The sequence below is a fragment of the Paraburkholderia sp. GAS348 genome, assembly GCF_050434205.1.
Classification (GTDB): Bacteria; Pseudomonadota; Gammaproteobacteria; order Burkholderiales; family Burkholderiaceae; genus Paraburkholderia.
This window is the reverse complement of record NZ_JBNPVT010000014.1, coordinates 156,259-169,982: the sequence shown is the minus strand read 5'-3', so window position 1 is coordinate 169,982 and position 13,724 is coordinate 156,259. Positions and strand designations below refer to the sequence as shown.

At 60.7% G+C, this 13,724-nt stretch carries 14 protein-coding genes and 4 pseudogenes; 8 read left to right on the top strand and 10 right to left on the bottom strand.

Going from position 1 to position 13,724, the window contains the following annotated elements; genetic code table 11:
* The 4 genes and pseudogenes from P3T22_RS22670 to P3T22_RS22655 form a co-directional block, all read left to right on the top strand.
* A partial coding sequence (locus tag P3T22_RS22670; RefSeq protein WP_429326190.1) for a porin occupies positions 1–655 on the top strand: 655 nt, incomplete at its 5' end.
* 242 nt (positions 656–897) lie between these two features.
* Positions 898–1,365, top strand: a complete 468-nt coding sequence (tnpB, locus tag P3T22_RS22665; RefSeq protein WP_429326189.1) for an IS66 family insertion sequence element accessory protein TnpB — start codon at positions 898–900, stop codon at positions 1,363–1,365.
* A gap of 29 nt (positions 1,366–1,394) precedes the next feature.
* A pseudogene (locus P3T22_RS22660) lies at positions 1,395–1,764 on the top strand (calcium-binding protein).
* Between the two features lie 135 nt (positions 1,765–1,899).
* Positions 1,900–3,468: a tetratricopeptide repeat protein gene (locus P3T22_RS22655; RefSeq protein WP_429326188.1), complete on the top strand. Its 1,569-nt coding sequence runs from the start codon at positions 1,900–1,902 to the stop codon at positions 3,466–3,468.
* A gap of 118 nt (positions 3,469–3,586) precedes the next feature.
* Here P3T22_RS22655 and P3T22_RS22650 read toward each other — a convergent pair whose 3' ends face one another.
* The 6 genes and pseudogenes from P3T22_RS22650 to P3T22_RS22625 form a co-directional block, all read right to left on the bottom strand.
* Positions 3,587–4,201, bottom strand: a complete 615-nt coding sequence (locus tag P3T22_RS22650; protein ID WP_429326187.1) for a glutathione S-transferase family protein — start codon at positions 4,199–4,201, stop codon at positions 3,587–3,589.
* Between the two features lie 42 nt (positions 4,202–4,243).
* A complete protein-coding gene (locus tag P3T22_RS22645; RefSeq protein WP_429326186.1) occupies positions 4,244–5,011 on the bottom strand; it encodes an SDR family NAD(P)-dependent oxidoreductase in 768 nt (255 codons plus the stop codon).
* Positions 5,012–5,201: 190 nt separating this feature from the next.
* A pseudogene (locus tag P3T22_RS22640) lies at positions 5,202–5,337 on the bottom strand (IS5/IS1182 family transposase); the annotation flags it as partial.
* Between the two features lie 40 nt (positions 5,338–5,377).
* A pseudogene (locus tag P3T22_RS22635) lies at positions 5,378–5,425 on the bottom strand (hypothetical protein); the annotation flags it as partial.
* Positions 5,426–5,507: 82 nt separating this feature from the next.
* Positions 5,508–5,591 (bottom strand): annotated as a pseudogene (locus tag P3T22_RS22630) (oxidoreductase); the annotation flags it as partial.
* Positions 5,592–5,603: 12 nt separating this feature from the next.
* Positions 5,604–6,332, bottom strand: coding sequence for a hypothetical protein (locus P3T22_RS22625; protein WP_429326185.1), 729 nt, complete (start codon positions 6,330–6,332; stop codon positions 5,604–5,606).
* Between the two features lie 332 nt (positions 6,333–6,664).
* Here P3T22_RS22625 and P3T22_RS22620 point away from each other — a divergent pair, with 332 nt between their 5' ends.
* Positions 6,665–7,243 carry a TetR/AcrR family transcriptional regulator gene (locus tag P3T22_RS22620; RefSeq protein ID WP_429326184.1) on the top strand — a complete coding sequence of 193 codons (579 nt, stop codon included), beginning with the start codon at positions 6,665–6,667 and terminating at the stop codon, positions 7,241–7,243.
* A 415-nt stretch (positions 7,244–7,658) separates the two neighbouring features.
* Here P3T22_RS22620 and ribA read toward each other — a convergent pair whose 3' ends face one another.
* Entirely contained in the window at positions 7,659–8,309 is a 651-nt protein-coding gene (gene ribA, locus P3T22_RS22615; protein ID WP_063498863.1) for a GTP cyclohydrolase II, read from the bottom strand.
* A gap of 279 nt (positions 8,310–8,588) precedes the next feature.
* Between ribA and P3T22_RS22610 the strand changes: the two genes are divergently transcribed.
* A complete protein-coding gene (locus P3T22_RS22610) occupies positions 8,589–9,032 on the top strand; it encodes a CBS domain-containing protein (protein ID WP_063498862.1) in 444 nt (147 codons plus the stop codon).
* A gap of 238 nt (positions 9,033–9,270) precedes the next feature.
* Here the strand turns inward: P3T22_RS22610 and P3T22_RS22605 are convergent, their stop codons facing one another.
* Positions 9,271–9,615 carry a DUF4148 domain-containing protein gene (locus P3T22_RS22605; protein WP_063498861.1) on the bottom strand — a complete coding sequence of 115 codons (345 nt, stop codon included), beginning with the start codon at positions 9,613–9,615 and terminating at the stop codon, positions 9,271–9,273.
* A gap of 274 nt (positions 9,616–9,889) precedes the next feature.
* Positions 9,890–10,537, bottom strand: coding sequence for a DNA-3-methyladenine glycosylase (locus P3T22_RS22600; protein WP_429326183.1), 648 nt, complete (start codon positions 10,535–10,537; stop codon positions 9,890–9,892).
* 397 nt (positions 10,538–10,934) lie between these two features.
* Between P3T22_RS22600 and P3T22_RS22595 the strand changes: the two genes are divergently transcribed.
* A complete protein-coding gene (locus tag P3T22_RS22595) occupies positions 10,935–11,300 on the top strand; it encodes a BON domain-containing protein (RefSeq protein WP_063498860.1) in 366 nt (121 codons plus the stop codon).
* 344 nt (positions 11,301–11,644) lie between these two features.
* Positions 11,645–12,727, top strand: a complete 1,083-nt coding sequence (locus P3T22_RS22590; protein WP_429326182.1) for a calcium:proton antiporter — start codon at positions 11,645–11,647, stop codon at positions 12,725–12,727.
* A 44-nt stretch (positions 12,728–12,771) separates the two neighbouring features.
* On the opposite strand, the gene P3T22_RS22585 is transcribed toward P3T22_RS22590, so the two are convergent.
* The gene (locus tag P3T22_RS22585; RefSeq protein WP_063498858.1) at positions 12,772–13,665 is read right to left on the bottom strand and encodes a LysR substrate-binding domain-containing protein; all 894 of its coding nucleotides are present in this window, start codon (positions 13,663–13,665) and stop codon (positions 12,772–12,774) included.
* Between the last annotated feature and the right edge of the window lie 59 nt (positions 13,666–13,724).

Sequence of the window (13,724 nt, the reverse complement as noted above, 5' to 3'; positions counted from 1 at the left end):
GAAGTTCGGCGGCCTCTACGCGTTCTCGAACAACACGGACTTCACGCTGAACCGTGCTTACAGCGCGGGCGCAAGCTACGACTTTGGCCCGTTCAAGATGGCCGCTGGCTACCTGCAGATCAACGGCAACGGCGCTGCCCCCCAGGCGAACACCAGCGGCGCAGTTGACCTCGGCGAAGCGCCTGCCCAGACGGCAGGCTTCAGGTTCGGGGCGAACGTTCAGCGCACGATCGGCGCGGGTCTGAACTACACCTTCGGCCCGGCAGTGGTCGGCTTCGTGTACACGAACAGCTTTTATCAGGGCACGCAATCGTTCAACCTCAACAATGGTTCGCAGCGCTTCAACAACTATGAACTGAACGCCAAGTACACGCTGACACCGGCAATTACGCTGGGCATCACTGACACGTACACCGATGCCCATCTGTCAGGCAAGTTCAATGCGACCGGTACGCATTACGGCACAGATCCGAAGTGGAATCAGGTCAACCTGCAAGCTGTCTACGCGCTTTCCAAGCGCACGGATGTTTACGCCGAAGGCATGTATCAGCACGCAATCGGCCAAAACGTTGTCGCCTTCATTAATACGTCGGGTGGTGCGTCGTCGACGGCGAACCAGGTGGTTGGCACGGTCGGGTTGCGCACGCGCTTCTAAGGAAGCCTGAAACCGAACCGGTTTAGCCCTGTCTCAGGGAGCAACAGCAGTGTGCGCCGGCAAAAGCACCCGCCGGCGCAAATTCATCTGGGTACGACCGATACAGTTTGATTGGAACGGTCACGTCCAGATGTGTCGGGACTCTCGTCGCGGGTCCAGACGAAACGGCGGTCACGGCGCAGTGAATGCGGAGCGAGAGTCCGCGGACACTTGCGCTGACGCGACTTTCTCCGAGCAATAATTTGGCCCGTCCGTCTGGATGGGCTTTTTTTCGACGTATCCGTCAGCGCATCCCGTCTCGAACGCACGTACGCGTGGTGCAAAGGTGTAGCCATCGTAACAACAGCAAATCGATTGATGGGCTGTCATATCTGGTCGAACCGCTGCTTGCCCAGAACCCTGTCTCGGGCAATCTGTTCGTGTTCGTCGGCCGGGGTCGCTCGAAAGTCAAATGTCTATACTGGGATCGCACCGGCTTCGCGCTCTGGTACAAGCGCCTTGAACGGCGCCGCTTTCCTTCACCGTTGGCGCGCGCACAACGCGAAGAGTTCTTCGTCGGCGACACCGTTGGGTTCACCGACAAACACCTCAGCGAGCGGGTCGGCACCATCGTCAGGCTGAACTCGAAAACTGCCTCGATTGCCATGACAGACTCCGAAGGACACTGGCGCGTTTCCTACGGCCTGCTGCGGCGTATCGTCGACCTATAACCCCATCTATGCCGATCACCTGCAACCTCATGGCCAGAACCAAAATCAACGCGGAAACGTGAACATCGCATTGAGATGGAGGTGGTCGTCGACGCCTATACCGAGGAAGAGCGGGCGACGTCGTGGCACTGCTATCTGGAAGAACAGCTCTCGTTTCCATTCGAGGCCAGCATTCGCAAGGCAATGGCCTCTTCACCGCTGCGCCCGGGTGAACACGTCTCGGTCACAGGACTCGCTCATGAAGACCTGTGTCGGGTTGGCATCTTCGTCTGGGTTCGGTGGGGCCAACGTGACGTGGTGGCACCCCTGGCCCAGATCGTTCCCGTGAACTGCGATGAACCGACACAAGTAGCCGTCGCTGACTGGCACTACTGGCATGATCGAGGTTACGTGTTCTGACATCCGGAAAGCCGTCGCACTGTCGCAGTGGGATCTCGCTCACCTCATCCTGATCTCTCGCAGCGTTGTCGATCCCGTACAATGAGCCGATTCGAATCCCGCGACAGATCGCACTTTGCTCCAGCCCCCAACGCCATGAATCACGATATTGAACACGCTCTCGCCGCCGCGCAGGAGAACCTCATGGCCGGTCGGCTCGATGATGCCGCAGGTTTGCTGCGCGGCATTCTGGCGAGCGTCCCCGACCACGGCGAAGCTCTTGCAGGCCTCGGTTATATCGCCGCCAACCAGGGCGATCATGCATGCGCAGCGGAGTACCTGGTGCAGGCATCGGTGCACATGTCAATGTCTATGGATCAACTGTACTTCGCCGCACAGGTGTGTCAGTTGGCGCAGCGTCGCGATGCTGCGATAGCGCTGTTCGAGCGCTGCCTGACCCAGTTTCCGAACCATGCCGCCTCATTGCATGGTGTCGCAATGTCGCTGATACAGCTTGGCGAATCGCAGCGGGCACTCGATGTGTTGGTGCATCTGTGCAAGACCCAGCCACAATCAGCCGAAGCGCATTACAACCGAGGAACGCTGCTCGGTACGATGGCGCGCTATGAGGACGAACTGGATGCCTACCGGCAGGCGATCGCGCTCAAGCCGCGTTTCGTACGCGCATACGTTAATCTCGGGGTCGCGTTGCGAGATATCGGGCGATTTGATGAGGCATTGCTTCAATTCAAGAAGGCGCTTTCGATCGATCCGAACGACGCCGGCGCACGCACCAATCGAGCTCAGACGAATTTGCTGCTCGGAGAATTCGAACACGGCTGGCGCGAATACGAATGGCGTTGGCGCGATGGCACCTGCAGCCACGGTTTTCCGCAGAACACCCTATGGACCGGCACCCAACCGATAGGTGGCAGGACAATGCTCGTTCATCATGAGCAGGGGTTCGGCGACACGCTGCAATTCGTGCGCTTCGTGGATCGGCTCAGTGCAGCTGGCGCTCACGTCGTGCTGCGTGTTCAGGATGCCCTGCTGCCGCTCCTCCAAAATTATCGGGGTGCGGCCGAAGTCATCGGTGAGACAGGGCAAGTGCCACATTTCGACTATCACATTCCAATCCTGAGTCTGCCGTTTGCGCTCAAGGTTCATGCACCCGATCTCGCACTATCCGGTCCATATGTGCAGGCAGACGACGCGCTTGCCCTTCAATGGGACGATGTTTTTACAGGATCCATCCGACGGCCGAGCATTGGGATCGTGTGGTCGGGAAGCCGTACGCATCTGAATGATCACAATCGGTCCATTTCGCTCGAGCAACTGAAGCCGGTGTTCGATGCCGACGCGGATTTCTTCGCGTTGCAACCGGATGTACGCGACAGTGATCGCGCGTGCCTCGCGCAACTTGAGCAGCGCGGGGTGCTGCGCGATGTTTCCGGGCGGCTCACCACGTTCGCTGAGACTGCTGCGCTGATCGCTCGCCTCGATCTCGTCGTCAGCGTCGACACAGCTGTGGCGCATTTGGGGGGGGCGCTTGGGAAGCCCGTATGGATTGCTTTGCCGTTCATGCCGGACTGGAGATGGCAACTCGATCGAAGCGATAGTCCGTGGTACGCAAAGACGCGGTTGTTTCGACAAACGACGCGAGGCGATTGGACTGGCGTAGTTGCTGCGCTTCGCGCAGCGATCGACGCATTGCGGGGCGGCTGAAGCCGCGACAGTGCATGCGAATCGTACGCCCGATATACCGGCGATTGGCCGCCCACGGGGCGGCGCCACACCGCATCGATTCGCAAGAGTCGCGACTTCCTCTCCGCGCACGCTGTCACTATCCCCTGAAAGGTAGCGTGCTGGAGAACGCGTCCAATTCCATCGCGCGCTCGGCCAGTCGGGCAAGCTTGGGGAAGGCAGCCGGATGAATGACATCGGGCATGAATGCCGATGATGCTGACTGCCAGGTGATCACGACCATCACGTCGGCTTGAGACAGCGCGTCGCCCACCAGCCAGCCGTTACCGGCCCTCGACTCGAGCATCTGAAATCCCGCCAACGCCTGCTCGCGCAGCGATTCGACAATCGTGGCGATCTGATGCTCGGGCGGACGGATCGACTCGTCATACATATCGCTGAGCTTTCCGTAGATCGCGGACGCGATGCCGATGAACTGCAATGCGTCGCGTCGATTCGCGCCGGAGGGTGCGAGCAACGCGCGTTCTGCTCCGACTTCTTCATGCAGATATTCGATGATGCTTGTGCTGTCGTAGAGAACCGTGCCGTCGTCGAGCGCGAGCGCCGGCACCTTCACCATCGGGCTGAACGGACGGATAAGATCCTTCTGCTCATAGGCGTGATAGGGCAGGTGCTCGAACGGCATGCCGAGTAGCTTTAGCGTGATGCCGACCCGACGGGTATAGCCGGAAAACCATGGACCGATAAGCTTCATTGTTGACTCTTCGAGATTGACTCTGTTGGGGTTCGCTATCGTTTAGAACGCTTCCTTGAAAGGGCGCAGATCGAGCTCGTGCGTCCACGCCGAACGGTGCTGGCGGTGAAGTGACCAGAATGCGTCGGCAATGGCGTCGATACCGAGCAGTCCGTCGAGGCCCTTCTGCTTGACATGCTCAGTGAAGCGCGTATGCACCCGTTCTCCGTCGATGCCACCGTCGATCACGACATGGGCGACGTGCAGGCCGAGCGGGCCGAATTCGCGCGCCATGCTTTGAGCGAGCATGCGCAAGCCGGCCTTGCTCGATGCGAAGTGGGCGAAGTTCGGCATGCCTCGAAGCGCGCCCGTCGCCCCGCTGAAAAGAATCGACCCGCGGCCGAGGGGCGCAAAGCGGCGTGCGGCCTCGCGCCCCACGAGAAACCCGCCAAAACAGTTGAGCCGCCAGAACGATTCGAAGACGTCCGCTTCCATCGTCCGCAGATCCAGAGGCTGGTTGTTGCCTGCGTTATAGGCAATGAGGTCAGCACTGCCGCCATGTTCGTCTGCCTGCATCGCGATGTCGAACAACCGGATCACATCCGCTTCGCTGGTCACGTCCATGACGACCGTGCTGGCCGAGCCGCCCGCCTCGACAATGCTCTCGCGTACCCGTTCGATCTTCGCTTCGGTGCGCCCCGCGATGACGACGTGACGCCCCTCTGCCGCGAATCGGCGAGACAGGCCCGCGCCCAGCCCTTGCTCCGGTCCCACTCCGATGACCACCGCCTTCGGGCGGTCCGAGACCGACGTTTCTTCATTGATAGACATGGATACTTTCCTTTCCAAAATGAACTTCGACGGCGCTTCGAACTGTTCGCGAACAACGAATCGACTGCGAAGTGCAAGCGCAACCCCAAGACGTAGCGGATGCCACGCTCTGTAACGTTGCGGACATGGTTGACGAGCCGGAACGGCGCCCTCGCGACACAAAGTGCAAAGCTAAGTGGAGCAAACTCAATATGACGCGCCGCGGATTGCCCAGTGCGTCGGCTGCGACCTGTAGTTTCGTGCTCAATCCTCCCCGTGACCGCCCAAATGCCTGCGGCCCCGCTTTTTTGGGCGCCGGCTGAATGTTGGTGCGCCAGTACGAGAGATCCATAGCACCGCCTCGACAAACAGACGATTGTCTGCCGCCGTGCGTCCCGGATCGCTTGCCTTGCCTGACAACAGATGGTCGATCATGGTCCATTGCGCGTCGCTCATCAGCCAGCGAACCATCCTGATCTCCCATAAAAATCAGGATGTAAACACAATTCGTTGATTGTTAGCAGCCCCTGGCAATGAGATGTTCGCCCGTGATCCATCGCGCGTCCTTCGATGCGAGGAAGACTGCGATTGATGCGATGTTCAACGTACGGGCCTATTCCGTGCTCCACGCAATGTCGTGAAAGTCGATGGCGACCAGCAGCGGTTCATCGATCTTTCGCCCGGCGTCGTCGTAGGCAAACACGCGTCGCGACATCGGCACCAAGATACCGCCTACGTCGCGATAGTTCGACGCATAGTTCGCGCCCCGCGCACCGCCCATCACATCCACCGTATAGTCGTGGCGGCGCAGCAGGCCATCTTCGCCGAAATAGGAGATCTGCTCCCGGCTATGGCTGGTGACCGTGTCCGGAAACGTGACTTTCAGCCGCCGCCACGTCTCGCCGTTTTCCTGCCACGTGGACAGCTCTTCCGTCTGGAAGCCCGGATAGGTGTAGAGAAACGGGATCGTCAGATAGCTCCACAGGGCGTAGCTGCAAAAGTACAACGCATGCAGGCGGTCCCACGGTGTCATTTGCGTATGGCCGTCGAACGCGGTTCGCGGTGCGTGGCGCTCTTCGACAGCATCTTCATGAAGGTTTGTGATCGCAATCCGGTCCGGAGCGAAATCGCCTTTCCAGCCACCGTCAGGTGACGACATCGCGACGTGCTGCGTTACCCGATCCAGATCCACAGCCAGTTCGATGTTCCTGAACATGTCCGGCTGGCCTTTGAATCCCCAAATCGCTCCAGCTATGTCGAGTTTGAGAGAGGCGGAACGAATCTTCTTCCAGTTTTCCAAACCACCATGTGCTTTGACTGCGTCTTCGAGCAGGGTACTCATTGCGTTTACTCCTGTTACCCAGTGTTGGCCTTGTCCTGGGTGCCGCGCGGCCAAATGGCGGCCTTCGGCGTATGTTGACCTGACATCAAAGCTCCGCGATTGGCCGAGCCAGCGATGCCGTTCCGTTTAGTGTGAATTCCGGTTCGCGTTTTCCGCTGAACAGAGGAAAAGGGGACATCCCTCCTGCGCGGCACGAGCTTCTGCCCTTGCCAGTTACATCGGATCAGACCCGACGTGTCGGCATCCGCTATAATCTGTAGGTCGATCACACTGCAGAATCAGTATTACTGTCGTACTGCAGATTGTCAAGGTCTTTATTTGGGGCGGAAGCAATGGGACATTCACAGGCAGAGAAGGCGGCCAGCAGGGAGCGCATCCTGGACGCGGCGGCCCGGCAAATCAACGAAGGCGGACTGGATAGCGTTGCCGTGGCCGAGTTGATGCAGAACGCCGGCCTGACCAAGGGCGCCTTCTATGGTCATTTCGAGTCGCGCGACGCGATGATCGCGGAGGCCGCGAGGCGAGCCATGGAGCGCGGCCGGAGCAAGCTCGTCCGGCTTTTCTCGGACAACGACAGCCCGTCGCTGGAGCAAGTCGTGGACGTCTGGCTTGATCCGTCTCATGTCCAGGACTTCATCACGGGTTGCGGCATCTGCGCCCTCGCCGGCGAGGCACGGTTCGCGAGCGCGGAAGTCAAGCAGGTCGTCGCCGAGCAATTCAACTGGTCCGTTCTGCAAATTGCACGCACGATGGGTGCCGACGAGTCCGCAACCGCCCGTGCCACGGCCATTCTCACGGCTATCATCGGCGCCGTCAGCATGTCACGCGCCGTTGGCGACGCGGCTCTTGCGCGAGATATTCTGGCGAACACGAAAGCGATGATTCTGCACACGCACGATGCCTCGGCGTGACGCGACAGGCCGAACGGTTGCTGACACGCAACCACAGCCCAGGAAGGTTTCGTATTGAAGGTGAGTTGACGAAGCCGATGTCAGCATCGGGCAGACGTTCCTTCGGCGTGTTGTTTCGAGCGTTGCACTCGCCGCGGCATATGTGCGTTGGCCGAGCACCTGTGAAACAGCACAACGGTACGAACGGCGCTGTCAACTTGCCGAGAGCGAGACGGCAGTACGGCCCGATAGGAGTCGCGGTGCAGGAAAGGTTTTCTCCCGCACGAGCGAGACGGTTCTTTCCCCACGCAGCGATCACTGCGGCAAAACTCATCGCGGGCCATTCACCGAGCTTCACCTGTCGCATGCGCAATTCAGTGACTTACGGCCTCTATAGGAACACATCGGACCATGTCGCACACGTCCGGGTTTTGCGCTATTCGTTCTCGTCGAAGTAGTGCCCGAACTTCAACTGCTTGGTGCGGATATAGCGCTCGTTTTCCTCGCGCATTGGAATCGCCAGCGCGACCCGCTCGCATACCGGAATGCCGTGCTTCGACAGCGTGTCGAATTTCTCCGGATTGTTGCTCATCAGGCGCACCGAGGTGACCTTCAGCGTGCGCAGAATGCCCGCCGCCGAATCGTATTCGCGCGAGTCGTCGGGCAAGCCGAGATCGAGATTGGCCTCGACGGTGTCACGACCCTGCTCCTGCAGCGCATACGCGCGAATCTTGTTCGACAGGCCGATGCCGCGCCCTTCGTGACCACGCAGATAGAGCAGCACGCCGCAGCCTTCGGCCGCGATATAACGCAGCGCCAGATCGAGCTGCTCACCGCAATCGCAACGATACGAGCCGAGTACGTCACCTGTCAGGCACTCGGAGTGCAGGCGCGTCAATACGGACGACTGGTTTGCGACGTCGCCCATCACGAGCGCGAGATGTTCGGCGCCGCTTTCGGCCACGCGAAACACGTAGGAGGTGAACGTGCCGTAGCGCGTAGGGAGCGTGGCGGTGGCGTCGAGGACGACGCACTCGCCGCTAATTGCGCCGTCTGCTGCTTGCGACGGATCGTGAGACGTGAGCATGGCGTTGGACAATGGGGCTGACATGAACCCGATCAAACCGGGGATAAGGTAAGGCTAGGAGTTTACCGCTAATCGGCGCGACGCACCCGGATGTCCACGCGCCGTACAAGGAACCGCTGCGGCGCCGCGCTGCTCAAGGGACTAAACCAGGCCAGAGAGGCCACGCGCCACAGGTATTCCCGAAGTCCCTTGGGCGCGCGTCGCGCCTATACTTGAATGGCCTGTCCCTCACGACAGCGCGCCGCATCGGCGTGCTGCACTGCGAAACGGAGCCGCTCCATGACAAGCGTTGCCCAGCTTCTTAAAACGAAACCGAACAACACCATCGTCTACACCGTCGGGGCCGATGATTCCGTCTACGAGGCGATCAAGCTGATGGCTGAAAAAGGCATCGGCGCACTGGTCGTGACGGACGGCGACAGCATCGCCGGAATCATTACGGAGCGGGACTATGCGCGCAAAGTCGTGCTGATGGACCGTTCGTCGAAGGCCACGCCGGTGCGCGACATCATGAGCAAAGCCGTACGCTTCGTCCGTCCCGACCAGACCACCGAAGACTGCATGGCCCTGATGACCGAACGGCGCATGCGCCACTTGCCGGTGATCGACAACGACCGGCTGGTGGGCATGGTATCGATCGGCGACCTCGTGAAGAACATCATCGCCGAGCAGCAATTCACGATTCAGCAACTGGAGTTCTATATCCACGGCGAACGGCCTTAGGTTCGCCGCTTCTTGCGCGCCTAGCGCACGTCTATCGCGTGTCGCGCATCGCACGCTGCCGAAACAGGGCGCAAAAAAAGCCCAATCCTTGGAAAAGGTTGGGCGAAGCTACCTTGCGGCAGCGGAGGTTCTTGAATTGTGGACTACCTGCTAATCGCAAGCGTGCGGCCAATTCACTCGCGCACGCCCTTGCTCGATCTGGTCAGCTACCGGCCAGACCGGCCGGCAGCCGCCGAATTTAATTACCGAAATAAACTGACTTCGGACCGGACATCGGCTGCACCACGCCGCCCGATTGCGACGAACCGCTCACCGCGCCACCGTAACCGCTGGTATTCGCGACCGGTTCCTGCGTCTGCGCAACGGCCGGGTTTTGCGCCTGCACTTGCCTTTCGGCGGCCTGAATGTCAGCCGGATAGTTCGTGTCGTTGGTCGCGGCCGGGTTGTAGCCGGCTTTTTCCAGCTGGATCAATTGATTGCGGACTTCCGCGCGGGTGATGGGTTGGTCGCTCGATTGAGCGAACGAAGCGACCGGGGCGGCGAGAACGGCTGCAATGGCGAGTGCCTTGATGAGCGATTTCATGATGACTTACCTCCAGACCTGGTTTTTTGCTTCGCTTGCCACACCGTGCGGGAAGCGAGTTACTCCAGTCTAGTCACACAATCGCCAAGGGAAAACCCTTAATTTTAAGATATTTAATTGTTAAAAACGCAAGAATGCAGCGAAACTTACCGCCGAGAACCATTGAAGCGCTGCCTTTGCCGTAATAATTGTCGGGATCGTAACCCTTCGTGTCTGACGTTTCGAAAACATGCCCACACTGAGCGTGTTTTGCTGTATTGGCCGCCGCTGATGGTCAAATTTGCGCGCCCGTCAAAGCGCCGGCATGCGGCGGCAGCAACAGTTTTCGCGGCCCGCTGACGAACGCGCTGCCGGGTTCGAAAAACCGTAGCGGCCGATGCATTTCGCGCGACAAGCCGATGCGCGTCGTCACGCCAAGCGGCCCATCCCCCTTCTCGATCACGCCGATCCACAGGCCGCGCCCGGTGCAAAGATCGCGACCGTCGAACGACTGACCGATGCCTAACGCCATGGTGAGCCGGCCGGGACCGCGCGCGAGGTCGCGCAGCGGCACGCCGGGCCGCCGCGCTTCCATCAGGGGCAAGCCTTCCAGCGGTTCGATGGCGCGAAGCAGAATGCCGGCGCCGACTTCTTCCGCTTCCGCGGACATGTTCAGCATGTACGAAAGCCCGTACGTGAGCCGGACATAAGCGTGGCCGGGGGCGAGAAACAGCGAGCCGTTATACGCGCGGCGGCCTGGAAACGCGTGGCCGGTCGAATCGCCGACCGGATATGCCTCGGTTTCGACAATTCGTCCGCTGATACGGCCTTCGGGGAGGTCGTGCACCAGGTATTTGCCGACCATGAAGCGCGCCAGCGCGACCGCATCGAGCGGCAAATCGTCACGAAGTAATGGGAGAATGGGCAGCGGCTGATTTGGCATGCGGTCCGGACGGGGGTCGTTAAGCGCAAAACGCAGGGTTCCGTAGATGCGCGGCCTGCCAGCGCTGCAGACACGCCAACGGGCGTGCCACCCGCGCAGCATCAAGCGGTAAAGCGCCATCGGCCTGCATTCATCGGCCCATTCGTTGTAGCAAAACCTCATTTCAGGGCAGCGGCGCATTGATCATGGCACTAATTGGAGTATCGTGTGTTTCCGGCCAGCAGTACGGCCTTTGCCGGCATGCGCGTGTTTACGCGCACTTGATCAGCTTACAGATTGCAAGAAGTTGCACGACCCGCAGCAACGTTCCATTCAGATTTGATCCCGATGTACCGCTGGTGCAGTACCCCGGTCCCATCCAGGGGCCGTTGTATTCATGACAATAGGAGAGAGTTGAATGAAAGCATTCCAGGCAATCAAGATGGTCGGCGGCGCGCTGATCGTTCTGGCGTCCGTCAATGCGTACGCGCAAAGCAGCGATGCGGCAGCGTCGGCGGCTCCCATGGCTGCTTCGTCGGCGCCCAGCGCCAAGTCTGTCAAGGCGGCCGACCGTGCGTTGGGACGCAAGGTGCGCACCGCGCTGTCGAAGACCAAGGGCCTGAGCGTGGCCAACATCACGGTGCGCGCGCGTAGCGGCGCAGTGACGCTGGCCGGCACGGTGCCTGAGCAACCGCAGGTCGATCTGGCAACCCAGACCGCGCAAGGCGTAGCGGGCGTGACTTCGGTCAAGAACGCACTGTCGATCCGTCCGGTCGGACAGTAAGCCGCGTCAGCCAGTCCTGACGCTACACCCGGACGCAACGCTTCGTCATGAGGCGGCGCGTCCGGACCGAAACATCCGGGTTCTTTCCCTGAAGTTGCTAACCCGGCAGTGGTGAACCGATAGTGCTTCATCCATCGAACTCGCGTCGCATTTTCCGCGCGGTCCTGCGCGGCTCAATCCTTCAGATGCAGAACAACCGTTGGTTGCCTTGCCGCCTTCGCCACTGCGTCGGCACAATCCATAGCGCGGACTGACAAAGTCATCGCGCGCCGCATCGGTTCAATCACCAGTCAATCACCCGTCCGATACGAGCAGCAAGAACACGCAACGAAAGGAAGCCCTGAATGACCACGCCCGCGACCGTTTTGCCACGCTGGACCATTGCCGCGCCGTTCGTCGCCTGGATCGTGCTGGGCGTCGCGTATGCCCTGCCGGGCAACGGGCTGCTGCTCGCGCTCATCGGGGCAGCACTGTGCGCAGCCGTGTTCACAGCGGTCCACCACGCGGAAGTGGTCGCGCATCGCGTCGGCGAGCCGTTCGGCACCCTGGTGCTGGCGGTGGCCGTGACGGTGATCGAGGTTGCGCTGATCGTTTCGGTGATGTTGACGTCCGGGCCGGAAAAAGCCGGCCTCGCGCGCGACACGGTGTTCGCCGCGGTGATGATCGTCTGCAATGGGATCGTGGGCATTTGCCTGCTGGTGGGCGGCATCCGGCATCGCGAGCAGGACTTTCAGAGTCGTGGCGCCGCGGCCGCGCTGGCGGTGCTCGCGTCGTTGTCCGTGTTGACCCTGGTGATGCCGAACTACACGACGACCCGCGCCGGCCCGGTTTTGTCGTCGTCGCAACTGGCGTTCGCGGGGGTGTCGTCGCTGGTGCTGTATGGGGTGTTCGTGTTCGTCCAGACCGTGCGGCATCGTGACTACTTTCTTGCCGATGTCCCCGATGAGGACGTCCATGCCGCCCCGCCGAGTATGGGTGTCGCGCTGGCAGCCGGCGGCTTGCTGGCGGTGTGCCTGGTCGCCGTCGTGTTGCTCGCGAAAGTGCTCTCGCCAGTGGTCGAAACCGCGGTGAAGAACGCAGGCGCGCCGCCCGCGGTGGTCGGCATTATCATTGCCGCGCTGGTGCTGCTGCCGGAAGGGCTCGCCGCCGTACGCGCAGCGCGGGCCGATCGCTTGCAGAACAGCATGAATCTCGCGCTCGGTTCGGCGCTAGCGAGTATCGGGCTGACGATTCCAACGGTCGCCGTGGTGTTCTTGTGGACCGCTCAGCCGCTCATCCTCGGGATCGACGGCAAGGAAACTGTGCTGCTGGTGCTGACGTTGATCGTCGGCACCCTGACGCTGAGCTCCGGGCGCACGACGATCCTGCAAGGCGCCGTGCATCTGTCGTTGTTCGCGGCGTATCTGTTTCTGTCGTTCGCGCCCTGACGATAGGCTTCGGGCCCGCATGCCCGCCAACCATCGGGCGCCTCCTACTCTTCCCAATGCTGCGCAATCCAGTCGCGAAACAGATTCAGCTTCTGCTGATGCGCGCCTGACTCCGGATACACGAAGTAATAGCGCCAGCCGGTCTTGAGCACCGTATCGAACGGCCGCACGAGGCGCTTGGCCGCGACGTCTTCGTCGATCAAGGCAAGGTCGCTGATGGCGACACCGAAGCCCTGTAAAGCTGCGTTGGTCGCCATGTCGAGCGTATCGAAGCTCGGTCCGTGCTCAGCGTCGATCGCCGGCGCATTTGCGGCATTCACCTCGGTCACCTTGGCGAGCCACATCTTCCAGTCGCGATGGTCGCGCGTCGGATGCAGCAGCGTGTGATGCGCCAGATCCGCCACCTTGTCGAGCGGCTTGTCTTTCAGCAGATCGGGCGCGCACACCGGCGTCAGACGCTCCTCGAACAGGGATACCGCCTGCACGTCCACGCCCGGCGACGAGCCATAGATGATCGCCGCATCGAACGGTTCGAGCTGGAAGTCGACGTCGTGCTGCCAGGTCGTGGTGATCTGCACGTGCAGCTCGGGATACTCGGCCTGGAAGCGCATGATCTTCGGCAACATCCAGCGCATCACGCAGGTCGGCACTTTCAGTGCGAGATCGGTGCGTTGACGCGTGAGGCGCAGCGATATCTCCTCGATACGCGCGAAGCTCTCCTTCACGGCCGGCAGCAGCAACTCGCCTTCGGCGGTCAGCGTCAGACCTTTTGCATGGCGTTTGAAGAGCGGAAACTTGTAGTAGTCCTCTAGCGCAATGATTTGCCGGCTCACCGCGCCTTGCGTCAGGCATAGATGGTCCGCCGCGCGCGTGAAGCTGCGATGCCGCGCGACGGTTTCGAAGATTTGCAGCGCATTGAGCGGCGGGAGACGTCGCATCGGGATGAGTCCAGTCGGGATCAGAAAAAATCATTGCACGGGTATGCGGTGTGGTGTGC